This window comes from Komagataeibacter saccharivorans (assembly GCF_004348195.1).
In the GTDB taxonomy this organism is placed as follows: Bacteria; Pseudomonadota; Alphaproteobacteria; order Acetobacterales; family Acetobacteraceae; genus Komagataeibacter; species Komagataeibacter saccharivorans.
The window spans coordinates 286,001-310,150 of the sequence record NZ_CP036404.1 but is presented as its reverse complement, the minus strand read 5'-3'; the positions used below and the strand labels follow the sequence as shown (position 1 = coordinate 310,150).

Annotated in this window: 19 protein-coding genes; 7 read left to right on the top strand and 12 right to left on the bottom strand. The window is 61.2% G+C overall.

The features are described from left to right. Positions 1-356: 356 nt before the first annotated feature. Positions 357-1,724: an amino acid permease gene (locus tag KSAC_RS01290; RefSeq protein WP_132303764.1), complete on the top strand. Its 1,368-nt coding sequence runs from the start codon at positions 357-359 to the stop codon at positions 1,722-1,724. Position 1,725: 1 nt separating this feature from the next. On the opposite strand, the gene arsC is transcribed toward KSAC_RS01290, so the two are convergent. Continuing rightward, positions 1,726-2,103 carry an arsenate reductase (glutaredoxin) gene (gene arsC, locus KSAC_RS01285; RefSeq protein WP_110547771.1) on the bottom strand — a complete coding sequence of 126 codons (378 nt, stop codon included), beginning with the start codon at positions 2,101-2,103 and terminating at the stop codon, positions 1,726-1,728. A gap of 234 nt (positions 2,104-2,337) precedes the next feature. On the opposite strand from arsC, the gene trhO reads away from it, so the two are divergent. Beyond that, positions 2,338-3,312, top strand: coding sequence for an oxygen-dependent tRNA uridine(34) hydroxylase TrhO (gene trhO, locus KSAC_RS01280; RefSeq protein WP_132303762.1), 975 nt, complete (start codon positions 2,338-2,340; stop codon positions 3,310-3,312). 100 nt (positions 3,313-3,412) lie between these two features. Next, on the top strand, positions 3,413-4,039 hold the full coding sequence (locus KSAC_RS01275; RefSeq protein ID WP_132303760.1) for a PadR family transcriptional regulator: 627 nt from the start codon (positions 3,413-3,415) through the stop codon (positions 4,037-4,039). Positions 4,040-4,207: 168 nt separating this feature from the next. On the opposite strand, the gene KSAC_RS01270 is transcribed toward KSAC_RS01275, so the two are convergent. Beyond that, positions 4,208-5,980, bottom strand: a complete 1,773-nt coding sequence (locus tag KSAC_RS01270; protein WP_132303758.1) for a cobalamin-dependent protein — start codon at positions 5,978-5,980, stop codon at positions 4,208-4,210. 143 nt (positions 5,981-6,123) lie between these two features. Then, positions 6,124-6,897, bottom strand: coding sequence for an SDR family oxidoreductase (locus KSAC_RS01265; protein ID WP_132303756.1), 774 nt, complete (start codon positions 6,895-6,897; stop codon positions 6,124-6,126). A gap of 128 nt (positions 6,898-7,025) precedes the next feature. On the opposite strand from KSAC_RS01265, the gene KSAC_RS01260 reads away from it, so the two are divergent. Beyond that, positions 7,026-7,928: a LysR family transcriptional regulator gene (locus tag KSAC_RS01260; RefSeq protein WP_165927264.1), complete on the top strand. Its 903-nt coding sequence runs from the start codon at positions 7,026-7,028 to the stop codon at positions 7,926-7,928. Between the two features lie 2 nt (positions 7,929-7,930). Here KSAC_RS01260 and KSAC_RS01255 read toward each other — a convergent pair whose 3' ends face one another. Continuing rightward, a complete protein-coding gene (locus KSAC_RS01255) occupies positions 7,931-9,523 on the bottom strand; it encodes a cation:proton antiporter (protein WP_110547770.1) in 1,593 nt (530 codons plus the stop codon). Positions 9,524-9,875: 352 nt separating this feature from the next. Between KSAC_RS01255 and KSAC_RS17175 the strand changes: the two genes are divergently transcribed. Together KSAC_RS17175 and KSAC_RS17170 are read left to right on the top strand one after the other, a co-directional pair. Continuing rightward, entirely contained in the window at positions 9,876-10,049 is a 174-nt protein-coding gene (locus KSAC_RS17175) for a hypothetical protein (protein WP_165927263.1), read from the top strand. A 106-nt stretch (positions 10,050-10,155) separates the two neighbouring features. Next, complete coding sequence (locus KSAC_RS17170) at positions 10,156-10,302, top strand: hypothetical protein (RefSeq protein ID WP_165927262.1); 147 nt, start codon at positions 10,156-10,158, stop codon at positions 10,300-10,302. A gap of 391 nt (positions 10,303-10,693) precedes the next feature. Here KSAC_RS17170 and KSAC_RS01250 read toward each other — a convergent pair whose 3' ends face one another. From KSAC_RS01250 to KSAC_RS01240, 3 genes are all read right to left on the bottom strand, one after another. Further along, on the bottom strand, positions 10,694-12,016 hold the full coding sequence (locus KSAC_RS01250) for an MFS transporter (RefSeq protein WP_132303754.1): 1,323 nt from the start codon (positions 12,014-12,016) through the stop codon (positions 10,694-10,696). Between the two features lie 43 nt (positions 12,017-12,059). Further along, the gene (locus KSAC_RS01245; RefSeq protein WP_243705252.1) at positions 12,060-13,313 is read right to left on the bottom strand and encodes an NAD(P)/FAD-dependent oxidoreductase; all 1,254 of its coding nucleotides are present in this window, start codon (positions 13,311-13,313) and stop codon (positions 12,060-12,062) included. A gap of 900 nt (positions 13,314-14,213) precedes the next feature. Then, positions 14,214-15,434 (bottom strand): outer membrane beta-barrel protein, encoded by a 1,221-nt coding sequence (locus tag KSAC_RS01240; protein WP_243705335.1) that lies wholly within the window; start codon positions 15,432-15,434, stop codon positions 14,214-14,216. A 714-nt stretch (positions 15,435-16,148) separates the two neighbouring features. Between KSAC_RS01240 and KSAC_RS01235 the strand changes: the two genes are divergently transcribed. Beyond that, complete coding sequence (locus KSAC_RS01235) at positions 16,149-17,042, top strand: LysR substrate-binding domain-containing protein (protein WP_118963417.1); 894 nt, start codon at positions 16,149-16,151, stop codon at positions 17,040-17,042. A gap of 53 nt (positions 17,043-17,095) precedes the next feature. Here KSAC_RS01235 and KSAC_RS01230 read toward each other — a convergent pair whose 3' ends face one another. From KSAC_RS01230 to KSAC_RS01210, 5 genes are read right to left on the bottom strand one after another with little or no spacing between them, the layout of a single operon-like run. Then, positions 17,096-18,289, bottom strand: coding sequence for an NAD(P)/FAD-dependent oxidoreductase (locus KSAC_RS01230; RefSeq protein ID WP_132303752.1), 1,194 nt, complete (start codon positions 18,287-18,289; stop codon positions 17,096-17,098). Positions 18,290-18,300: 11 nt separating this feature from the next. Next, complete coding sequence (locus KSAC_RS01225) at positions 18,301-19,110, bottom strand: NAD-dependent epimerase/dehydratase family protein (protein WP_132303750.1); 810 nt, start codon at positions 19,108-19,110, stop codon at positions 18,301-18,303. 7 nt (positions 19,111-19,117) lie between these two features. Then, positions 19,118-20,326, bottom strand: coding sequence for a pyridoxal phosphate-dependent aminotransferase (locus KSAC_RS01220; protein ID WP_132303748.1), 1,209 nt, complete (start codon positions 20,324-20,326; stop codon positions 19,118-19,120). A gap of 23 nt (positions 20,327-20,349) precedes the next feature. Then, positions 20,350-21,990 (bottom strand): hydantoinase B/oxoprolinase family protein, encoded by a 1,641-nt coding sequence (locus KSAC_RS01215; RefSeq protein WP_132303746.1) that lies wholly within the window; start codon positions 21,988-21,990, stop codon positions 20,350-20,352. Positions 21,991-22,000: 10 nt separating this feature from the next. After that, the gene (locus KSAC_RS01210) at positions 22,001-24,079 is read right to left on the bottom strand and encodes a hydantoinase/oxoprolinase family protein (RefSeq protein ID WP_132303744.1); all 2,079 of its coding nucleotides are present in this window, start codon (positions 24,077-24,079) and stop codon (positions 22,001-22,003) included. Positions 24,080-24,150: the final 71 nt, after the last annotated feature.

Genomic DNA, 24,150 nt, shown 5'->3' with positions numbered 1-24,150 from the left:
CAACCCGGTGCAGCCTTCATTCACGATATTATAAAAACTTCAATTTGTTATAATGTGGCACACCTGCCCCTTTACAGACTGCCCTGCTTCCTGTCCTATGTTCGGCATGAAACCGAAACAAAAAGCACCGCACAGGCCCGTCTGCCCGCGCGTGACCAGCCCGAAACCGGCATGATCCTGTCTGGCTTCCGGCATACGACGCCGGTTTTCATCCCTGAAATGCGTCCTGCATCCTCATCTGCCCGATCCGGCCTGCGGGCTGATACGGACAGTCGGCGTCCCCACCCGATGATGTCGGAACCGGGGCCAGCGCCTTTCACTTCGCGTCCCTGTCTTTTGTGGAATGAGCATCCGGCATGAGCGATACGACAGCCCCCCAGCATCCCGCCCGACCGGTGTCACGGCTGCGGAACCGCCACATCATCATGATCGCGCTGGGTGGCGGGATCGGGGCGGGACTGTTTGTCGGCAGCAGCGCGGCCATTGCCGCCGCAGGGCCTGCGGTCCTGCTGGCCTTCGTCGCCGTGGGCATGCTGGTCATGCTGATCATGCGCATGCTGGGCGAAATGGTCACGGCCAATCCGGGCAAGGGATCGTTTATCGAATATATCCGTCTGGCGCATGGGAATGGCGCGGCCTTTACCGCAGGCTGGCTTTACTGGTTCTTCTGGCTGGTGGCACTGGGCAGCGAAGCCATTGCCGGGGCCATCCTGCTGCATGACTGGATCAACCTGCCGGTGTGGGTGCTGGCCACGGCGCTGATCGTGGCGCTGAAGCTCATCAACCTTGCGGCCGTGCATATATTCGGGGAATGCGAGTTCTGGCTGTCACTGGTCAAGGTGATCAGTATCGTGCTGTTTGTGGCGGCAGGCGGCCTGTATGTCGCGCATCTGTTCGGCCCCGGCGTGCCGGTCACGCGCAACGTGCTGGGGCATGGTGGCATATTCCCGCACGGTATGGTGGCGATGGTTTCCATCATCCCCTCTGTCCTGTTCACCATGATCGGATCTGAAATCGCGACGGTTGCCGCAGGTGAATCAGCCGATCCGGCACGGAACGCCGCGCGCGTGACCCGAACCATCGGCCTGCGGCTTACGCTGTTCAACAGCCTGTCCATCGCCATGATCCTGATGATCGTGCCCTGGAGCGATGTGGTGCCGGGTCATTCGCCCTTTATCGCGGCCCTTGAGATCATGGGTATTCCGGGGGCTGCCCTGTTCATGCAGATCGTGGTGCTGACGGCGGTTGTATCGTGCATGAACTCCAGCCTGTACATCACATCGCGCGTGCTGGCTGAACTGGCGCGGCATAACGATGCCCCGGCCCTGCTACAGCGTTATGGCCGCCAGCACACACCCGTCAACGCCATCATCGCCAATTCCATCGCAGGCGGGATCGTGGCGTTTTCATCCATCCTCGCACCCGGCACGGTGTTTGCGTTCCTGCTTAGCTGTAGCGGCGGGGTGATCCTGCTGGTCTATTCGCTGATCGTGACAGCCTATCTGGTCACGCGCAGGCAGGCCCGCACCGCCGGGCAGCGGGCTGCTTTCCAACTGCCGTTTTTCCCGGCCATCAATATCGCAACGCTTGGTGCGGTCATTCTCATTTTCGCAGCGATGGCCTTCGACCCACACCAGCGCATGATCGCCATCGCCAGTCTGGGCACATCGATATTCTTTGTCCTGATTCACCTCATACGCTGCCGGGTGCGGAAAGCAGCGTAATTCAGGACGCGGGATCGGCGGGGCGCGTTTGGGGCAGGAGTTCGTACAGAACTTCCCTGGGCCTGCACGGACGCGCGGCCTGTTCGGTCATCACCACCGGACGATTGAGCAGAACCGGATGGGCGGCAATCGCGTCAAGTATCTGCCCATCCGTCAGGGCAGGATTATCCAGCCCCAGTTCCGCATAGGGCGTGCCCCGCTGCCGCAGCAGTTCACGCACCGGCACGACCAGCCGGCTGGCCAGCACGTCCAGTTCAGCACGGGCTGGCGGATTTTTAAGGTAATTGACCACGACCGGCTCGATCCCCGCCGCACGCAGCATGGCCAGCACATTGCGCGAGGTTCCGCAGGCAGGGTTGTGATAGAGGGTTACAGTCATGACAATGGCGTCCCGTAAGGTCTGGCTGGAAAACTGGCGCGATATAAGCATGTTCCGCCGGGACGTGCAGTACCATCCATCCGCCTGATGTCAGCCATGGTGCAATCGGGCGCAAACTCCGTTATGACTGACCCTGCCTTATGCCCGGACGCCGGGCTTTCCTGCCCGCATGCAGGGTGCGGCATCGTGCCGTGCCATTGCACGTGGCAATTTTCAGCCCATGGTTGCAGTGTAATGGATATGACTTCCCCCGTTGTCCCGACCGAGCATGAGGGCGCGCTGCCCATCCGTGTCGCGGCCCTTTATCACTTCACGTCGTTTGCGGACTGCACGACGCTGCGTGCGCAGTTGCTTGAAGCATGCCGGAAGCTGGGCATACGGGGCATCCTGCTGCTGGCGCAGGAAGGGATAAACGGCACGATTGCGGGAACCGACAGCGCGATTGCGGATATTCTGGCGGTCATACGCGCCCTGCCCGGTTGCGCGGATCTGGAAGTTAAGTTTTCCCGTGCGCCTGCCCTGCCCTTCCACCGCATGAAGGTCCGCATCAAGCGTGAGATCGTAACCATGGGTGTCGAGGGACTGGACCCAAGGCGTGATGTTGGCCACTACGTTGCGCCAGAGGACTGGAACGCGCTGATTTCCGATCCCGACACCATCGTGATCGACACGCGCAACGATTATGAAGTGGCGATCGGAACCTTTCGCGGCGCGATTGATCCGGGCACCCGCAGCTTCCGTGAATTCCCGCAATGGTTCCGCGAACGCCAGCAGGAACTGAAAAATGAAGGCCGGGCACCCAGGATCGCCATGTTCTGCACCGGCGGCATCCGGTGCGAAAAAGCCACCGCCTTCGTCCGTGCGGAGGGGATAGAGGATGTATTCCACCTGCAGGGAGGCATCCTGAAATATCTGGAAACCGTGCCGGAGCCTGAAAGCCTGTGGGACGGGGAATGCTTTGTGTTCGACCAGCGCGTAAGCGTGGGCCACGGGCTGAAACCCGGTTCGTTCGACATATGCCATGCCTGTCGCACGCCGTTGAGCGAGGCCGACCGCAAAGCCCCCGAATATGAAGCCGGCATCAGTTGCCCGCACTGCCATGCGGAACGGACCGAAGCCCAGCGCAGGCGTTACGCGGAACGTGAGCGCCAGATGCAGCTTGCCAGCCGCAAGGGCACGCAGCATCTGGGCGCAGATCCTGTTAGCTGAACAGCGTTCGCCAAGGCTTAAGTTACGAAAATTATATCTTACGATATTTTAATGGGTAATCCGCTTGAACCCTATCGTAAGATATTCTATATCGTAAAACATGATTAAAGAGCATAACACACACCATTCCTCCCATTCTCATGAATCCGGCAAGGGACGTGGCGGACGACGCCATGGCTTTGGCCACCGGATGGGGCGCGGCTTCGGTCGCGGTTTTGGCCGGGGCGACTTCCCCGCCGGACGCAAGCTCAGTTCCGATGAACTGCAGCTTGTCCTGCTCAGCCTGCTGGGCGAGCGCCCGGCGCATGGCTATGAACTGATCCGTCAACTGGAAGAACATTCCGGCGGCTTCTACACTCCCAGTCCGGGCATGATCTATCCCGCGCTGACCTATCTGGATGAAATCGGCCACACGGCATCCAGCAAGGACGGCAACCGTAAGCTGTATACCCTGACCGATACAGGCCGTGCCTATCTGGATACCCGGCGCGAACAGGCGGCGACCATTCTGGAAACACTGGCCCGTATTGGCGGACGCATGGCGGAGGTGCGCGAAGCCTTCGCCGGTCCCGACGGCACGGATGGACCCGATAACGAAGTGCTGAATCAGGCGCGGCATGGAATCAGGAATGCCCTGCGCAGCAAACGTGGCTGCGGGCCGGAAGAAGCCCGCCGCATCGCCACCATTCTGGAACGCGCCACGGCAGAAATCCTCGGTCAGTCCTGACGGATGGCGGGGTGCGGGCAGGTCCCGCACCCATCGACTTTCCCTGCTGCCTATCAGCATGACAGATCATGCAAACGACCATCCCGGCCCCGCACATTTTATAATGTCGGGGCTGAAGCTGTATTCAGACACCTGTCAGGGCGATGCCGCCCTGCCCTTGCGGGCCTGTCAGGCGGATACTGGCAGCACATCCATGATGGCAGCAGTCATGTCATCAAGCCCCACGCAGGCTACGGCCCCCGTAGCGGTGATCTCGCCAGTTACGTCCACCGGCAGGCCGGAATTGGAATCAGAGGGAATTTCGTTCAGTCGTCCGCCCATCAGCAATCCGGCCTTCAGGCCGCATGCGTCCATAGCTGCCTGCACTTCGCGGCAGTAGCGCAGGGCGACGCCATTATAGGTGCTGACGGCGATAATATCCGCCCTGCCCGCCACCGCGCGCGCCACCAGATTTTCGGGATCAACAGATACCCCGCCATCGACAATCCGCACGCCCAGTCCCGATAGCGCGCGCTCGACCAGATACTTGCCATGCTCATGCACATCAGACGTGCCAACGCATACACACGGAACCGTGTCGCCCGCCGCGCGGATGCGGGCAATAAGCGCCCCCTGGGTCGTCAGCCATTCTTCCGCCATCTCATCCAGTTCGCGTGCCCACTGGGCGACCACAACCGGCATCCGGCTGCCGGTATCCGGCGCGATCGCACCGGGGCCGTATAACGCTTCCAGCGTGCGCGGCCCCGTCCGGCGTATGGCCAGCATGAGCTGCGCGGGATCACGAATATCCACCCCTGCCGCCGCCATGCCCGCCAGCACATCCTGCGCGAAGCGTTTTCCCGCATCCACCAGCCGGGTGGCCATGGCCTCCACCCGTGGCCAGTCGAACAGATCCTGATAAAAACCTGCATGCTGCACAAGGCGCGTGGCAAAGCACTGGGCGTCGATAATTTCGTCCACATCAGGGATGCGGCTGTTTTCCGTTACCGGCACCGGATTGATGGCATGGCCCGTGGGCCAGCGCCGCAACGCCGCGATATCGGCCAGCAGGTAATTGGCAAGGCTGGCGTAATTGGCGGCATCCGCCGCGCGATACGCCACCGTATTGCCAAAAATCATCGTGCCGGGTGTATCGTTGACCTGCCGTAACGCCGCATGAAAGGCCATGCGCGACACCGGATCTGAAAAATGATGGCCATAACAGTGTGACAGGGGCGCGCCGGTCAGATCCTCGATAATATATTTTTCTATGATCGCCATGCCGAGGCTACAGCCCATATCCACAAACAGCCCGGCAAAGCCGTCATCCAGATTGGAATGCACCAGAATTTCGGCATCCTGCGCCGCGATCAGACCCAGCGCCGTCACCGTTGCTTCCGTGGTGGCGACATCATCATCCCAATGGGGCAGACGAAAGGTAAAATACTGGCCCAGATTACCGATTGAGGTCACGCCAGCCGCAATGGCCGCCCGCGTATTGTCCAGCGCACCGGGCAGGCCGAGCATGAAATCCCCGAAATGCGTAGCGGCGGAACAGGCATTGACGATGCGGGCGAAGTCACTGGTGTCATTCATCACGATACCCGTGCCCCGTCCGGCCCGGGCACGCATTTCCAGCGGATATCCCATCGACCAGTCAAGCGTAATGCCGAAACGATCCACCGTAACGCCCCGCGCGGCGCATGTATCGCGTACGCTGCGCATGCCTTCGACCGTGCGGCCTACATCACGAAAGCCAATATGGGCGTGCTGCATGATGCGCCCTGTCGCGCCGGTTGCGCGTTTATAGGCCGCTTCCGATGCAAGGCCGCTGGCGCGCATGAACGCGCTTTCCCCAAGGCGGCAGGTCTGCGCCAGTGCGCGTCCCGCATCCAGAAGGACATATCCGGGGCGCATGCGCGCATCCATTAATTGACCGGGGGAAGGCAGGATCAGATGCATGACCACCCCTACGAACGGACAGGAGGCATCCAGCCTACCCTGCCCGCGCGCGGACGGTCAATGCAACATCGTAATATATTGCCACTGCCCGCCACCGCTCCGACAGTCCCGCCTGCATGCACGGCGCGTGGGATGAAAATACCCTATTTGGTGGTATAGCCGCCATTGACCAGAATGGTCTGGCCGGTCATCCACCATCCCTCCGACACGATGAAGCGCACATAAGGGACGATATCCTCGATCTCCGTCAGCCCCGTTTTGCTGAAGGCGGACAGGGCGGCAGCGGATTTGTGGTAGGCCACCGCATCGGGCGCTTCCTGACCGTAGAAGAAGGGCGTGTCCATCGGGCCGGGGCCGATGGCGTTGACCGATATGCCGCGTGCTCCGTATTCCTTCGATGCAGCGCGCGTGAAATGTTCAACCGCAGCCTTGGACCCGGCATAGGTGGAATAGAATGGCGTATAGGCCCCCAGAAGCGATGTGACGATGCTCAGCAGCTTGCCGTTATCCTTCAGGTGTACGCCCGCTTCCTTGATGAAAAAATAGGCGACACGGGTGTTGATAGCGAACATCGCGTCGAATTCAGCTTCGGACGTTTCGACAATCGGCTTTTTCAGCACCTTGCCCACGGTATTGATTGCAATGTCCGGCTGCCCGATTGCCGCAACCGTATCGGCAAACAGGCGGGCGACCGCGCCATCGCGCGTAAGATCGGCCTGCAGGGCCACGGCATGCACGCCTGCGGCCTTCAGGTCCGCGAGCGTCCTTTCGGCCTCGGGTCGCGTCGCCTCGCTGTTATAGTGAATGGCGATGGCCCCCGCCCCGTGCGCGGCCAGATCACGCGCGATCAGACCGCCCAGATTTTTCGCCCCGCCTGCAATAAGGACCGTCTTGCCCTTGATGCCATGATCCGTCATGTCCGTCTTCCCTCCGTTATGCTTTTCAGGTGGGCAGGTTATCAGTTAGATTAACGGTATAAAGCGTGCATTCCTGACAACACATGTCAGAAATTACGAACAAACCATAAGCCTGCCCCGGGGTTATCGTGGATCGTATCGACCTGTTCCGTATCTTTACCCGCGTGGTGGAAACATCCAGTTTCACCCATGCGGCCGAGACCCTGAAAATGCCCCGCTCCTCCGTCTCCACCGCCATACAGGAGCTGGAGACCCGGCTGGGCACACGCCTGCTGGCCCGCACCACCCGTTCCGTCGCCCCCACGCCGGACGGAAGCGCCTTTTACGACCACTGCGTGCGGCTGATAGCCGATGTGGAGGAAGCGGAGGGCCTGTTCCGCCGTGATGGCGCAGGCGTCCGGGGCCTGCTGCGCGTGGACATGCCGGGCCGGATCGGGCGCCTGCTGGTTGCCCCCAACCTGCCGTCCTTTTTGCAGCGTTATCCTGAAATCGATATCGAACTGGGCGTAACCGACCGGGCCATCAACCTGATCGGCGATGGGGTGGACTGCGTGCTGCGTATCGGACCGTTATCTGATTCCGGCCTGATTGCCCGCAGGATGGGCGAACTGGCGCTGGTCAACGTGGCCAGTCCCGCCTATCTCGCCCGGCATGGCATACCCCGGACACCGGCGGACCTGACGGACGGGCATGAAACCGTGCGCTATGCCTCCCCCACCACCGGACGGGTGGAAGCATGGGAATGGATGGAAAACGGCACGGCCCGCAGCCTGACCCTGCCGGGCCGCGTGACCGTAAACAATGCCGAAGCCCTGGTAGCCTGCGCCCTTGCCGGGCTGGGGCTTGTGCAGGTGCCGCCCTATGACATCCGCCACCATATCGCGGCGGGCGAACTGGTGACGGTCATGCCGGAATGGCAGGCGGAACCAATGCCCATGGCGCTGCTTTACCCGCATCGCAAGCATCTTTCGCGCAGGCTCCAGCTTTTTGCGGACTGGCTTGAGACATTGCTGGCACGGGAAATGGCATAGGGTCAGATCAGACCGCCTTCCGCCATCATCTGCTGCAGGTCCAGTTCATGTTCAAGCTGATGCAGGACCGCATCATGGATCGCACCGGTACGGTGCAGGCGTAGCAGTTCCTTCCGTCCCGCCGTGATGATGGCCAGCACCACCCGGTGCTGCGTGTCCTGATGGCCCTGCAATGCCTCGGGTTCATGGCTGAAACGCTCGGCCAGTTCCGCGCGATAGCTGTACTGTTCCAGCAGATGTCCGTGGATCAGTTCCCCATCCGCGCCATAGGCCAGTTCACGTATCGCGCTTTCCTGTGATCGGGCGACCAGCGCGCGCGCCTGCGACACGGACAGGTAATGCCACAGCCCTTTGGGCTGCTGTGCCCGTTCTTCCCCCATCATGCGGATAACCCAGCCGATGGTCGTGCCCTGCCCCAGCACGGTTACAAGAATGACCACGAAGGTTGCGATCTCCATGATGTCGCGGTTGGGCATTTCTTCTGGCAGGGCGAGCGCAATGGCAAGACTGACCACGCCGCGCATGCCACACCACCCCATGATGACGACAAAGCTGGAAAACATGTGCCAGTCGGGTCGCATTTCACGCGGCAGCCAGACAACGCGCAGCCCTTCGGTCACAAACATCCACAGAAAGCGGGAGATCAGGACTGCGGCAACAATACCCGCCACCGGGCCGAACACGTCCTGCACGACCCAGCCGGTGCCCATATGCCGCAACGCGATCGCATGCAGCGATGTGCCGATCAGCACGAACACAAGCGATTCCAGCAGGAACACCAACACTTCCCACACGGCCGCCCAGCGCAGGCGCTCATCCGCACTGAACACGTCATGCTGCCGCCAGCCCAGCACCAGCCCCGCCACCACCGTAGTGATGACACCCGAAACCCCGATCCGCTCCCCCCCGATATAAGCCACCCACGGCAGCAGCAGGGTCATGGTGATGCTGAGGATACGGTCACGCACCCTGTGCAGCAGCCTGATCCATACCCACCCCAGCACGCAGCCCAGAACCAGCCCGCCCGCAGCCAGCAACCCGAATGTGACCCCGGCATTTACAAGGCTGAACGCCCCCGTCAGCGCCGCAATGGTGGCGAAACGGTACAGGACAAGGCTTGAGGCATCATCCAGCAGGCTTTCACCTTCCAGCAATGTGGTGATGCGTTCAGGCAGGGACACGCGCCGTAGCACGGCCTTGGCCGCCACCGCATCCGGCGGGGCCACGATCGCCCCCAGCGCGAAACAGCCTGCCCACGGCATGGACGGAATAAGCCAGCGCGTGGTCACCCCCACCACGAAGGTCGTGAACGCAACCCCGCCTATCGCCAGTTGCAGAATACCCGCCAGATTGGCCCGGAACGCATGCCATACCGAAAAATAGGCCCCGCCCAGCAGCAGCGGCGGCAGGAACACGATCAGCACCAGATCAGGATCAATCCCGATGACAGGCAGCCCCGGCATAAGGGCGATGGCAATCCCACCCAGAACGAGTGCCGTGGCGGGCGGCAGGCGCAGCTTGCGCGCCGCCAGATCCAGCCCAACGATCAGCACGATGAGGAGCAGGATAAACTCGAAACGCTCTACATTAGACATGCGCACCATACCCGCCACGTAACCAGCACCCGGTACCGGCCCGGAATATCAACGTGGCAGAACGCGCCGGGTTGGCCCCGTAACAGGGACGGCATGACGGAGAATCTGACACCGCTCCCGCACCCCACAACCCGGTTCACCGTCCCATGCAGGCAGATGCAACCTTTCGCCCCCTGAAGGCTTTAAGGGCCAGTGTGTTTTCTTTGGCAAGACGGGAAAGCCATGACCCGGACATACGGTCGGCCCGACCGGGTAAAACCCGCCCCGCTGCCGCTGGGCAAGGGCGGATAGACGGAGCGGAACGTCAGGTCGGCATAGACCGCTTCCGCCAACGGCGACCACCGCAAGGCCCATGACACAGGCAGGCTCGATCGGTGGGCAGACAGGCTACAGCTTCCTGTTTTCCATGAACAACCCGAGTGAGAACCGCAATGTTGACACCCTTCACCCAAGTATCGGGCCAGCCGCCCTTACCACCGCCCAGCCCGCCCTTTCCGTGGGAATATCCGCCCGGTATTCCGAATGAGCCGTTTCCCTTTGATACACCAGCACCTCCCCCGCCGCCACTTCATTACCGGACCGGCAGCGTCATGAAGCCGGATGGTGAATATGTTCAGCAAGGAATCCAGACCATGCCCGACACAACGAAGCCCGACCGGGAAAAGCCCCCTACACCCGAAGAACAGCACGAGGACGAAGGTCGTGATGAAGCGCTGGATGAAAGCTTCCCCGCAAGCGATCCGCCCTCGCAGGGGCGCACCACGGGGCCGGATAAATGAATTTGCTGCCCTCGGGTCCCCATGACCACATATCGATCCACCGGTCTGAAACCGAAGGGGCCATCGTGCATTCATGAAGGACTGATCCGGCATCTCGACACCGGGCCAAAGTAGAAAAAGATCGGCCCGGAGCGGGTTTGCTCAGTGTTTATGGCAAGGCAGAAACCTGCCGCTGAGGGTAAGAAATCCCACAGCGGCAACGGTTTTTCTGCGCAATAAACATCAAGAAAAAAATCGGGAAATGGGATGTAGCTGACTGGTCGCTACCCCTTGGGTCGCCCCCCAGTCATCTGCACACCCACAGAAAAATGACCGGGCGCATCACTTCCGCCTGCATTCTGCCGCCCGCGTTAGGAACCTGATGTGCCCTGACCCTGTCAGGCAAGCCTACCTACAGAACTTCATGCTGCGTTTCAGGTGCCCATAATGCACAGAGCCCCGCACCCGCAACCAGAAACAGCACGCATATGCCCAACGTAAGGGGCGTGCCGATCACCCGCATGAGCACAGGCAGAACGAAGGTCCCGATCACCGAGCCAAAACGGCTGCAAGCCGTGGCGATGCCTACGCCTACCCCACGCAGGTTCACCGGAAACAGTTCCGGCAGATACACCATTTCCAGCGAGGTCGCCGCCGAAAGGGTAAGCGCGAACAGCCCGAACAGCACCAGCGTCATCAGCACCGGCAGGTACGATGCAAAGGCCACCCCCGTCAGCAGTGCCGCGGCAATGGTGAAACTGCCGATCAGGAAAGTACGCCGCGTCAGGCGGTCAACCAGCCACAATGCGCTGGAAGACCCGATCAGCAGGAACAGGTTGAAGACAATACCGCCGGTATAGATATCCCGCACACCCAGCGCTGTGAACAGGGCGGGCAGGAATGTCCCGATACAGAAATAGGGCACGACCTGAGCCACAAAGAACCCGATGCCCACACCCAGCCTTACACGCCAGGGCGGAGAAAACACGGCGCGCCAGTTTTCATCCGGTTTTGTGACCGCCTGCACCACAAAAACGCGATCCTTGGGGAAACAGCCATCCAGCACGGCCTGCGCCTCGTCCGGGCGATTGCACGCCATGAGCCAGCGCGGGGATTCCGGCAGGAACAGTCGCAGGATCATGACCACGAAAGCAGGAATGGCGCTGCTGAACAGGCATAGCCGCCAACCATTCGCCCCATGCAGCGTGAAAAACATGCCAAAGATATTGGCCATGCTGTACCCCGCCGACCACCCGATGATCATGAAGGCAAGAAAACGGCCCCGCAATCGCCGGGGCGCGAATTCCGACAGATACGCCGCCCCCGCCACATAATCCGCCGCCAGACAGGCCCCCAGACATATCCGGGCCAGAACCAGTTGCAGCGGCGATGTCGTCAGCGCCTGCACGATGGACAGGATCAGGAACAGCGGCATGTTGACCCGCAGCAGCCTGCGCCGCCCCAGCCTGTCGGTCAGCGGACCGACCAGAAGGCAGCCAAGGAACAGCCCGGCAAGCGACGCGCTGCCGATCGCGCCGATCCACACATCGCTACAGCGCATGGCGTGTTCCACGCCCGGCAGGGCCGCGCCGATCGTTCCCAGCACATAGCCATCACAGAACTGTCCCCCCGATGTCGCAAACAGGGTGAGGAAATGGAACCGGCGCAGCGGCATGGCATCCAGTCGCACGCGGTCATCAGGTTGGACAGCCGGGCAATGGGGGTCAGGGGTCAAGCCGTGTTCTCCGTTGCGGGGAATGGAATACAGACAGTTGCGCTCAACCGCCAAAACGACCGGGACGCAGGGCGGCGGGGGACACCTCACCCGCCTGCGCCGGTGTAACCATCTGCGCTGTCAGGATGCGCGCCGTTACAGCCGCAAGCGTCAGGCCCAGATGCTGGTGTCCGTAGGCCGCGAAAACGCCCGGCGCATCGGGCACCGGCCCCAGCGCGGGCATGTAATCGGGCAGCGATGGCCGCGATCCCGCCCAGCGGCTGAAGGGCGATGCCACGGGCAGCCCCAGTTCGGACACATGGCGTTCCAGCCATTCCCAGCGGCGCGGCTGAAGCGGCGCATCCGCGCGGGTGAATTCGGCAATGGATGTGGCGCGCAGCCTTGCGCCAAAGCGGGTTACGACAACATTGCGATTTTCAAATACGATATTGGGCAGGGTCCACCGTCCGCCATGATCCCATTCCAGATGATAGCCGCGTTCCGCCATGAGCGGGACACGCAGTTTCTGCCTGCGCAGCACGGCGGCGGAACCGATGCCACAGGCCACCAGCACCTGATCGGCTTCCAGCGGGCCGTCATCGGTCCAGACCGTGGGACGGCCGCCCTGATGGGCGATGGACCGGGCGCGGCCACGCATGACCTGTCCGCCTGCGCGTACGAAGCCTTCCATCACTGTGTCCAGCACCTGTCGCAGGTCGCGCATCTGTGCCGTGCCCTGAAAATGCACCGCACCGGCAACCGGCACGCTTAGCTGGCTGGCAAAGCGGGCACGTTCGGCATCCGGCACGGCCTGTGTCACCACGCTGCCGTAATCGCCGCGCAGGCAGGTCGCCATGCCCGGACCGGGTCGTTCCCACAGCTTGTATGTGCCGGTGGTATCCAGCAGGTCAGGCCGCCCCAGTTCCGCTGCCAGATCCTGCCATTCCGGTAGGGCGCGGGCCATAAGATCGCGCAGAACGACCGATGCGGCACGGAACTGGCTGGGTCGGCACGCATACAGGTAACGGGCGAACCATGTTCCCAGCATGACGGGATGACGCCAGTCCAGCACAATCGGACCACGCGGGAACAGCGTGCGCGGCACGCCGGGCAGGATGCGCGCGTCCGCAAAGGGCGTGACGTATTCTGCTGCGATATGACCCGCGTTGCCCCATGATGCGGGCCTATGTTCTCCTGAATCCAGCAACGTGACATCCGCCCCGGTCTGACGCAGGCGCAGCGCGCAGACACGCCCCACGATACCTGCCCCGATGACGACGATGCGCACAGGCCGTCCCGCCATCATGGCCGCTGCCATCCGTTGTACCCAAAAGGTGGCATCCGTATCATCCCCGATGCAGGAAAATGGGCAGAGGCCGTATCCTCCCCCCACCCTGCCCCGTGTCCGTTCGGGCGAGAACCGGCAGAAAGAGATCGGCATGATGGCGGGACGGCTACATATAAAGCCAATTCGTCCTCCATAATCGCAGGAAGCGCCCCGGCGCGCTCCAGCCGTATGATGAAAAGCACCCACGCAGCCATCCGGTGCTTCCTGTCGGGTGGGACCAGATGGTTTTGAACCTGATTCGTATCATTACGAAATCGCAAGTATATGCAATAGCTGGTTTTCCAAAATCGCACAGGCATCCCGGCCAGCGGACATCATTCCCTGTCCGGGCCAACTGGAATCACGGCAGCGATCCGGACAGACAGTGCCCGGCCCATAACCGAATGATGGAAAAGATTTGCTGGTACATCCGCACCGGGTTTCATAACCACGGTAGAGATAATCCGCAGATTTATACAAAAAAACCAAACCGGAACACGCAGTCCGGCAAATCAGCATGCGGTTCATACGCGCATGCCTCAGTCAGCGCGCGGGCCTTTATCCGGCAAGTAAGGTTTCGCTCATTATACGACGCGCATCGGTTGCGGCTGGCGCGCGGTATCCTGAAAACGGCTTTTAAGCGGCGAATTCAAATTCGGTGGAAACAGCACGTGTCGCAGAGACATGGGGGAATCACGACGCATACACACATGAAGACCGGACGGATCGCCCGGCACAAAACGTTGCGCCCGGAATATGCCCCCCCCTGCGGGAACACCCCCCACACGACCACGCGCAAATATATGAATTTCAGCAGCGCACCCACTCAAAAGGCGGTCGTCCGGCAGCAGGTGAACCGAAGGCGCATATGACCTTCCCGGTCTTCGGGACTCAGAAACCGATTACCGCATCGCCACCGAAGGTGAACATGCCGTTATTACGCCCGCCATTAAAGGGCGTGGTGTCGTTGAGCGAACGGTCAAAGCGGATTTCAGGCCGCAGCATGAACACACGCACATGGTGGCCCAGATCCGGCTTGTAGGTCACGCCCAGTGTCATTTCGCCATAGGTCGTGCCATGGCCGGTCGGGCCGGGCATCAGCGCATCGCCGGGGCTGGAACGACCGGAAATCCCGTCCATATAGGCGTTGTTGCCGATGAAGGTGGACACCATCAGGTTATTGTTGTCGCGGTAGATTTCACCACGGTAATTGAAGGTCAGTACCTTGTTGATCCTATAGCTCAGGAAGCTGACGAAGCTTTCGGCATCGGCGGCCTTGAAATCGCCATTGCTGCGGATGCCGTTCAGCCCTTCATCGTGGATATAGTTGAACTCCCCCGTCAGGGTCAGGCGGTCATTGACGGCGTAGGTCGCATTGATGTCATTCCAGAACCGTTCGGCATGATCGGCTTCATAGCGCCCGCCTGCGGATGAATAACGGGAGTTTTCCGGCCCGACGCGGCTCAGTTCGATGATGTTGAGCTTGCCATGCGCAAGCCCGTTCAGGTTGAAGCCGAAATAGCCCGCCGGCGCGTTGTTATTGTCGGACCGGCCAAAGGATGTCTGGTTGCCGGTATCGATACCGAACGTTACATCCACCATATCGGTTACATGCCAGTTGAACATGGCGCCGATATGCTGGAACGGCACGGAATATTCCGATGTATAGGCAATGGTATAGAACGGACGCGTTGTGGGATCGAGTGTTTCCACCCCCATCGGGGCCTGAAGGATACCAGCATGCATGTCCAGCCCGCCCTTGGTTGCCCATGGCAGGTGGACATCGGCATGGGCCTGCGCCGGGATCAACTGGTAACGGGCATTCCATTCATGCGCGCTGACGCCCAGAAGCTGATAGTACCGCGCGTCCGAGCCATACATGCCTTCCAGCGTGAAACCGATCTGGTAGCCGCCCTTTGACGGGTCGATGGCTTTCTGAAGCGTGAATTCCGCCTGGTTGAGCTGCACCTGATTGGCGTGATCGGCAAAGAAGTCACCAAAGTTGTAACCCGGCTGGGGACGCGCGGGGTTCGCCATGATGCCCCCTTCGATCTGGCCGGTCAGCGTAATTCCAGACAGCCAGCGGGCCATGTCGGAATCACTTTTTTCCATACTTTTGAATACCGAAACCTGGGCATGGGCGGTGGGTAAATCGAACACCAGACCCACCGTCAGGGCGGCTGCAAACCCAACACCGGACCGCAGTAATGCCCGTCTCATGCCCATTTTCTTCATGGTCGTCCCCACGTGTCGCCTTATCTAAAAAACTGTTTAACAGTTTTTGTTTGGTCGCCAACCGAAATGTTTATGGGTCCGTACGCATGCAGGGCATCATGTTGTAAAAGCGACACATGTTGTTATCGTTCCGTAATAACGAAACATCGCCTATTATATCAGCTAAGTTTATAAGTATACGAACGTCATAGTCGTACAAAAACAATCCATATGGCAGATGGCGACCCTGCGCCCTGGGGGCCATCGTGTGGTAACGCACAGGATGGTCAAGAAGTTTCTGCCCCCACACGATGACGCAAACAGGAAAGTTTTTCCACTATTTGGAAAGTTGCTTCAAGTGTCTGAAACAGCACCCTGCTGCGCTGTAATATGGAAGTCCATATCCGGTTCCTGCCCTGACAGGTGAAGTAACGGCACCATAATTTCAAGCATGTCAGGTCGTCAGGCGGCGTGCGACAGATCCATAAAATGGTTGCCCTTCGGGAAGGGGTCGATGATGTTCCCTGTCGGCGGTCCCGGCATCCGGTAAGCCCCTGCCACCAGACAGGGGGCTTGCAGGGATCATCCTTCAGCCCAGCGGAAACTGACTCCATGGCCATTGCGCGGCGTTTTCTTCCTTCCACATCCCTGCTTTATTCCTTTGAGGCCGCCGCACGGCATGAGAGCTTCACCGCCGCGGCAGATGAACTCAACCTGACCCAGAGCGCGGTCAGCCGACATATCCGCGCACTGGAGGACCATCTGGGCGCGGAACTGTTCATCCGTGACCGGCAGATGGTACGACTGACGCAGGCGGGGGAAGTCTATGCGCGCGAAATCCGCGATGCGCTGCGGCATATTTCCACCGCGACACTCGCCTTCCGCGCCAATCCAACCGGGGGCACCATCAATCTGGGGGTGCTGCCCACCTTCGGCACCCAGTGGCTTACGCCCCGGCTGGGTCATTTCATGACGCGGCATCCCAGTATCACGGTCAATCTGTATACGCGCCTGTCACCCTTTGAATTCGCGGGCGACACGCTGGATGCGGCCATCCATTTCGGGCCATCGGAGTGGCCGGGGGCGGACCTGTCCTTCCTGATGCGCGAACAGGTCGTGCCAGTATGCAGCCCCAGATTGCTGGCGCAGCTCAATTTCAGAAAAGCGCAGGATCTGCTTAATGCGCCGCTGCTTCACCTTGTATCGCGTCCCGATGCGTGGGAACGCTGGTTCATCGCACAGGAAGTCGATGCAACGACCCTGCATGGCCCGTTATTCGACCAGTTCAGCTTTATCGTCAGCGCAGCCTCCGCCGGGGCGGGATGCGCGCTTATTCCGCGTTTTCTTATTGAGGACGAACTTGAAAATGGCACGCTGATCGAACTGGTCGCCAATGCCATCCCGACGGAAGATGCGTATTATTTCGTCCGCCCCCTGTCGCGCGCGATGTCGGCGCCACTGGGCATGTTCCATAAATGGCTGCTGGAACAGATTGCCGGTACATAACGGTTTGCCAGCATATCCGGGGGGCAGCCGGTCACGACTGCCCCGCACGGTATTCAGATAATGGCTTCCTCAAGGAACGGCGTATTGCTTACCACACGCGCATAACCCAGCGGAGACAGGTCAAGGGAACGGAACCCGCCATAGGTGATCCATTCGGACAGGCCGCGGCCTATCGCCGGGGACTGTTGCAGGCCATGACCGCTGAAGCCGTTGGCAAACAGGAAATTGGAAACTTCCGGATGCGGACCGACAATAACGTTATGGTCCAGCGTGCAGTAATCGTAATGCCCGGCCCATGAGTTCACGACTTTCAGGGCCTCGAACGCGGGAATACGTTCAGCCAGAACGGGCCAGATCTGCTCCTCGAACTCATCGTGCGCCACGGCAAAATCATCCGGGTCCACTGCCGGGTCAGGGTCTGGTACGGTACCCATCAGGTAATAGCGCCCCTCCGGGCGGAAAAAGACACCCGTGGGATCAATCGTAAGGGGAACCCTGCCCGGTAGCGAGGTACGACAGTCCACCACAAACAGGCTGCGGCGGCGGGGTTCGACCGGCAGGTACAGCCCCGCCATTTCCGCAATGCGCCTGCCGCGCGTGCCGGCGGCGTTGACCAGCGTGCCACAGCCCACCTGCGCGCCACTTTTCAGGGTGACGGACGCAACCCTGCCGCCCTGCCCCGTCACGCCTGTCACTTCGTCTTCAATATAGGTGACACCCAGCGCACGGGCCTTTACACGCAGCCCGTACAGGAAGCCGGTATTGTCGAACCATCCCTCGCCCGCCAGACCAAGGCTGGCAAGGGTCAGGTCATCGGTATTGAGCCATGGGAAACGTGCTGCCACTTCCCGCGGCGTCAGCAGCACGCCCTGCGCGCCACATGCGGCCTGTGTGGCGCGGTTACGCGACAGGATGTCGCTGCCGCGCTGGTCATTCGCCAGAAACAGGTAGCCATTTTCATGCAGCGCCAGATCATCGCCCTTACCGTCAACGGCGGTCAGTTCGGGAAACTGGCGGATGAATTCCGTCCCGAACATGGACATGCGCACATTCAGCGGATTGGAAAACTGATGGCGGATCGAACTGGATGACAGGGACGTTGCCGCGCGCGCATACGTCCAGTCCTTTTCCACAACGAGGACGGAGCCGGTAAAGTCGGGGTTGCTGGCCAGAAAATAGGCCGTAGCACTTCCGACTACGCCGCCGCCGACAATAACGACATCATAGGAAGACCGGAGATCGGACATGGCCATGCCCCCTATGCCGGATCTTCAAAATGACCGGCCGCGCAGAAACTGCCGCCCTGAAAGCGGACTGCCGGATCATCGGGATCGCCCTGTTCCGTGCGGGCAAAAACGGCATCGCGGTAGGTATCGGCATTGTCCTGCGGGGCGTAACCCAGAACGGACGCCAGCCGGTTATCCCAGAACGACTGGCTGTTTGCCGATGTGGCAAAGGAAATCATGTGCCCCACACGCGGCGCGTCAAGGCAGACTTCCACCAGATGGCGAAAATCCCGGTACGACAGCCACGTAATCAGGTGCCGCCGGTCGGTCGGTTCGGGAAAGCACGACCCGATACGCAGGCATACCGTCTCGATCCCGAATTTATCGAAATAATAGCGCGACAGGTTTTCGGCATATGCCTTTGATACCCCATACAGGCTGTCGGGCCGTGTCGGTGCGCTGGCGTCGATTGTCTGGGTGCGTTCGTAATACCCGACCGCATGGATCGAACTGGCATAGACGATACGCTTTACGCCGCACTGCCGGGCGGCCTCATACACGTTATAGGTCCCGACGATGGAGGAATTGAGCACGGAATCCCATGTCCCCTCAATCGCCTGCCCACCCAGATGCACGATCGCGTCACAGCCGCGTACGGCATCCAGCACCGCGCCAAAATCGGCCAGTTCAGCCACGCGGTCTTCCTCATGCGCCGCCAGATCGGCAGAGGGAAAACGGTCCGTCAGCCGGATATGGGGGGCCAGTTTCAGGCCCGATACGCGAAGCTGCCGCCCAAGGGCGCCTGCGGCCCCGGTAATGAGGACACGATTATATTTGGACATGATGCGCTTATTCCTGTTCCAGCAAACCAAGGGTTCGCGTCATGGCTGCCATGGCGATCCGCAACTGTTCTTCCGACGTGGCGAAGGACAGGCGGATATAGGGTTCAAGCCCGAACGCGGCACCCGGCACGGTCGCAACCCCACCTTCATGCAGCAGGTATTCCGCCAGCATGACATCGTTTTCGATCCGGCGGCCATCGGGCGTCCTGCGCCCGATGAAGGCCGAACATTCGGGAAAGACATAGAAAGCCCCCGCAGGCTTGCAGACCTGCAGCCCCTCGATCCCCGCCAGTCCTTCCATCACGATGGCAAGACGGCGCGCATAGGCGGCCCCTGCCATGTGCAGGAAGTCCTGCGGACCATTCATCGCTTCAGCCGCCGCCACCTGCGAGATGGAGGACGGACAGGTCGAAACCTGTGATTCCATCTTGTTGAGCATGCGGGCAAAACCCGGCGGGGCGGCGGCATAGCCCAGCCGCCAGCCGGTCATGGCGTAGGCCTTGGATACGCCATTGATCAGGATGGTCCGGTCCTTCAGTTCCGGGCAGGCGGCAGCGAAGGAGACAAACGGCGTATCCCCGAACAGGATATGCTCATATATCTCATCCGATATGATGCCGATTTGGGGATGTGCCGCCAGCACCTGCCCCAGCGCCTGCAGTTCCGCGCGACCATAGACCGCCCCGGACGGGTTGGACGGGGTATTGAGCATGACCCAGCGCGTGGCGGGCGTGATCGCCGCCGCCAGTTGCGAGGGTGTCAGCCTGAACCCGCTTTCCAGCCCGCAGGGCAGCACGACCGCCCTGCCGCCGTTAAATTCCACCATGTCCCGATAGGATACCCAGAAGGGTGCTGGAATGATGACCTCGTCCCCGCTTTCCAGCACCCCCATGAACAGGTTGAACAGGATCTGCTTGGCGCCCACGCCGATGGAGATCTGTTCGGGCGTGTAATCCAGCCCGTTTTCACGCGCCAGTTTGGCCACGATGGCCTCACGCAACTGCGGCAGGCCGCTGGGGCCGGTATAATGCGTGACCCCGTCGCGCATTGCGCGGATTGCGGCTTCGATCACATTATCCGGGGTATTGAAATCCGGTTCCCCCAGCGAGAGGTCAACAATCTGCCGCCCCTGCGCCCGCAGCGCACGCGCGGCCATGGAAACCACCATGGAGGCCGAAAGCTGGATCGACGATGCCCGTCGATTTTCAAAACGCATGGTCGTGCCCTATGCCCCTGTCGTTAAACATTGCCCGAAGGGGTCGCCCCCAGATAACCGTTGTGACGGTCACGTTCGACCGCAGCGGGGGCACGGTTCGCGGGGTCACCATAACCACCGCCGCCGGGCAGATCGAGCCGGAGCCTGCGCCCCGGTGGCACCTGCTGCTGACCCTTGCCGCGCATGATGGTGCCATCATCAAGCGTGACAGCCCCCGGCGCGCCGTCCTGCCCGCCAGCCAGACCGCGCGCCGGGTGGCTGATACGGTCGAACATGGCCGAAAACCGCAGGGAGTAGCCTTCCGCCGCCTCGATTTCCATGGACTGGCCAAGGCCGCCACGGAACTCACCCGCGCCGCCAGAGCCTTCGCGCAGTTCCTTGCGCCAGACGATGACCGGGCCGACACTTTCGGTCGCCTCGACCGGCATGGTGTGAACGCCGCTGGGAAACGCCGTAGCGCTCAGCCCGTCCAGCGTGGGCCGCGCACCCGTGCCGCCACTGTTGAACATGAGGATTTCCGCCCCCCTGCCCGTTCCTTCCATGCCGGGCAGCGGGCGCAGGCTCATATGCAGGTTCCAAAGCGAACCCGCCCCTTCCGCCGGAACACGGTCAGGCAGGGCCTTATGCAGCGCCCCCAGCACCAGATCAGGCACGAAATGCCCCAGCACATGCCGCACCGATACCGGGGCGGGCCGCTGCGCATTGAGGATGCAGTGATCCGGCGCCGAGACGGAAAATGGCGCGAGGGAGGCAGAATTATTGGGGATTTCCGGGGCTACGATACATTTTATGCCGTAACAGGCATAAGCCTTGGCGTAAACCAGAGGCACATTGATGCCAAAGCGGCTTGGGCCGGATGTCCCGGCAAAATCGACATGCACACCCTCCGGCCCGATGGTCAGGGCCGCATGCAGGGCCACAGGTTCGTCATATCCATCCAGCAGCAGGCTGTTGGTCCATGTGCCGTGCGGCAGGCTGGCCAGACTTTCACGCGTCGCGCGCTCGCTATGACTGAGAATGAAACCACCCAGACGCTCCAGATCATCCAGCGCGAATTCCCGCATCATGTCCACCAGCCGCTGGTGGCCTGCCGCGTTACAGGCGGTCAGGGCGAAAATATCGCCCACCACCTTGTCCGCCTCGCGCACGTTGTTGCGGATCATCAGCACCAGGGTATCGTTGACCCGGCCCGCATCGAACAGCTTCATGATGGGGATGAAGAGCCCTTCTTCATACACCTCGTTCGCATCGGGGCCAAAGCCACGGCCACCTACGTCCACCACATGGGCGGTAGATGCGAAATACCCCACCAGACGCCCGCCATGGAAGGACGGGGTGACGATGGTGATGTCATGCAGGTGGCCGGTGCCCTTCCACGGGTCGTTGGTGATGTAGACATCCCCTTCGCGGATATTTTCGCGCCCGATATCGGTAATGAAATGCCCGACCGATTCCGCCATGGCGTTGACATGCCCCGGCGTGCCGGTCACGGCCTGCACCAGCATGCGGCCTTCCAGATCGAACGCACCGGCGGACAGGTCGCCCGCTTCACGGACACTGGTGGAAAACGCCGTGCGGATGAGGGTCTGCGCCTGTTCCTCCACAACCGAGATCAGGCGGTTCCACATGACCTGCATGTGGATATCTGCGAGAGCGTCGCTCATGTATCGCTCCTCAATGGCGGGTGGCGAGCAGACAGCCGTCGCTCTGCACCGTTGCCGTGAAACAGGTTGTCAGGATGGTCGTGGTTTCGGGTTCGACAATGATGGCGGGGCCCCGCACCACATCCCCGACCGAAAGGGTGCGGCGGTCGATGATGCCCGCATCGACAAAGCCCCGGCTGGCGGCATCGAACAGGGGGCGATGCGCTTTTGGCTGCACGGGCTGCGTGTGGCTGACCGCCCGGGCGACATCGACACGGACGGGGGGTGAGCTGACACGCAGCGCCCAGCTTATGATCTCGCTGCGCGCGCCATCAATCGTCTGGCCGAAGTAGCGACGGTATTCGCTTCCGAACGCAGCCAGTATCTCCTGCGTGCGGCCGGTGCTGAATGTTTCCAGCGGAAGGCGGACGGGAATATCCCACCCCTGCCCTTCATACCGCATGAACGCGGTGCATTCGATGACCGGCACGATGGCGGGATCAATGGCGTTGAGGAAACCCGTAGCTTCCGTGCGCATGGCATCCAGCAGGGCGGCAACGCGCTGCGTGTCGTAATCCGCAAGCGCCACCACGGCGCTACGCACGGATTCGTAACCGAACGGCGCGCGCAGAAAGCCGATGGCCGATCCCACCCCCGCGCCGGGCGGCACGATGAAAGAGGAAATGCCTAGCTTTTCGCACAGCCGCGCCGCATGCAGCGGGCCGCCGCCGCCAAAGGTAATCATGGTGAAGCCGGAAATGTCCTTGCCATTTTCCACGGCATGCACGCGGGCGGCGTTGGACATGTTTTCGTCCACGACCTCGCAGATGCCATAGGCGCTGGCCTGCGTGTCCAGTGCGAGCAGGCTGGCGATCCTTGCATCCACGGCGCTGATCGCCCCTTCGCGTGACAGGGTCAGCGACCCGCCGGCGAAATTGTCCGGGTCCAGCTTGCCCAGCAGCAGGTTGGCATCGGTTACGGTCGGCTCCACCCCGCCGCGCCCATAGCAGGCGGGACCGGGTTCGGATGCGGCGCTGCGCGGACCCACCCGGATCTGGCGCATGTTGTCGACGCTGGCGATGGACCCGCCCCCGGCCCCGATTTCCACCATTTCCACCACGGGAATGGAAATCGGCATGCCGCTGCCCTTGCGGAAGCGCCAGGTCCGCGCGACCTCGAACGTCTTGGCCGTGCGGGGGGCGAAATCCTCCACAAGACAGATTTTCGCCGTCGTCCCCCCCATATCGAAGGAAACCACCTGGTCGCGCCCATGCCGCCGGGCCACATATTCCGCAAAGATGACGCCACCGGCCGGACCGGATTCGACCAGACGCACCGGAAATTCCGCCGCGTGATCGACCGAGATGATGCCCCCGCCCGAGTGGATCATGTAAACCGGGCACCCGATCCCCAGCACCTTCAGCGACGCCACCAGACGATCCAGATAGGATTTGATGGCCGGTTTGACATACGCATTGGCGCAGACGGTGTTGAACCGCTCGAATTCCCGGAACTGGGGCGAGACTTCGGATGAAATGGAAACCGACAGCGCGGGCATACGCTCCAGCAGCGCTTCACGCACCCGGCGTTCATGCGCCCCGTTTGCGTAGGCATGCAGGAAACCGATGGCGACACTTTCATACCCGCCCGCCGCGATGGCATCGACCACACCCGCAAGCTGCGCCTCGTCCAGCGGCAGCAGCACGTTACCGCCTGCATCAAGGCGTTCACGCACCACGAACCTGTCCGCGCGTTCGATCAGCGGCGGCGGCAGGACGATATTGAGGTCATACTGTTCAAAGCGGTTTTCGGTCCGCATTTCCAGCACATCGCGGAAGCCTTCGGTCGTGATGAACGCCGTGCGCGCGCCACGCCGTTCGATCAGCGCGTTGGTGGCCAGCGTGGTACCATGAATGACAACGCCGATATCCGACAGGCCAATACCCGCCGTGGCACAGACCTCGCGCAATCCCTTCAGGATGGCGCGTTCCGGTGCTTCGTAATCCGTCAGGACCTTGGTTGATTCCAACCGCCCGTCCACCTCAAGGGCGATATCGGTAAAGGTACCGCCGATATCGACACCGACCTGACAGGTTCTGGCTCCGCCCATTCCACGCCAATCCTTTTTTTGAAAGCCACGGTGACTGCGCACCCGTGCGCCATAAAGTGACATGACAGGTT

Excerpts from the sequence above, each read along its gene's own strand:
- KSAC_RS01265 (WP_132303756.1), bottom strand. The coding sequence starts at position 6,897 with ATGACGGATCATGGCATCAAGGGCAAGACGGTCCTTATTGCAGGCGGG.
- KSAC_RS01270 (WP_132303758.1), bottom strand. The coding sequence starts at position 5,980 with ATGCATCTGATCCTGCCTTCCCCCGGTCAATTAATGGATGCGCGCATG.
- KSAC_RS17170 (WP_165927262.1), top strand. The coding sequence starts at position 10,156 with ATGCCCGACACAACGAAGCCCGACCGGGAAAAGCCCCCTACACCCGAA.
- KSAC_RS01255 (WP_110547770.1), bottom strand. The coding sequence starts at position 9,523 with ATGTCTAATGTAGAGCGTTTCGAGTTTATCCTGCTCCTCATCGTGCTG.
- KSAC_RS01275 (WP_132303760.1), top strand. The coding sequence starts at position 3,413 with ATGATTAAAGAGCATAACACACACCATTCCTCCCATTCTCATGAATCC.
- trhO (WP_132303762.1), top strand. The coding sequence starts at position 2,338 with ATGGATATGACTTCCCCCGTTGTCCCGACCGAGCATGAGGGCGCGCTG.
- KSAC_RS01235 (WP_118963417.1), top strand. The coding sequence starts at position 16,149 with ATGGCCATTGCGCGGCGTTTTCTTCCTTCCACATCCCTGCTTTATTCC.
- KSAC_RS01210 (WP_132303744.1), bottom strand. The coding sequence starts at position 24,079 with ATGGGCGGAGCCAGAACCTGTCAGGTCGGTGTCGATATCGGCGGTACC.
- KSAC_RS01290 (WP_132303764.1), top strand. The coding sequence starts at position 357 with ATGAGCGATACGACAGCCCCCCAGCATCCCGCCCGACCGGTGTCACGG.
- KSAC_RS01230 (WP_132303752.1), bottom strand. The coding sequence starts at position 18,289 with ATGTCCGATCTCCGGTCTTCCTATGATGTCGTTATTGTCGGCGGCGGC.
- arsC (WP_110547771.1), bottom strand. The coding sequence starts at position 2,103 with ATGACTGTAACCCTCTATCACAACCCTGCCTGCGGAACCTCGCGCAAT.
- KSAC_RS01240 (WP_243705335.1), bottom strand. The coding sequence starts at position 15,434 with ATGGAAAAAAGTGATTCCGACATGGCCCGCTGGCTGTCTGGAATTACG.
- KSAC_RS01245 (WP_243705252.1), bottom strand. The coding sequence starts at position 13,313 with ATGGCAGCGGCCATGATGGCGGGACGGCCTGTGCGCATCGTCGTCATC.
- KSAC_RS01225 (WP_132303750.1), bottom strand. The coding sequence starts at position 19,110 with ATGTCCAAATATAATCGTGTCCTCATTACCGGGGCCGCAGGCGCCCTT.
- KSAC_RS17175 (WP_165927263.1), top strand. The coding sequence starts at position 9,876 with ATGACACAGGCAGGCTCGATCGGTGGGCAGACAGGCTACAGCTTCCTG.
- KSAC_RS01220 (WP_132303748.1), bottom strand. The coding sequence starts at position 20,326 with ATGCGTTTTGAAAATCGACGGGCATCGTCGATCCAGCTTTCGGCCTCC.
- KSAC_RS01215 (WP_132303746.1), bottom strand. The coding sequence starts at position 21,990 with ATGAGCGACGCTCTCGCAGATATCCACATGCAGGTCATGTGGAACCGC.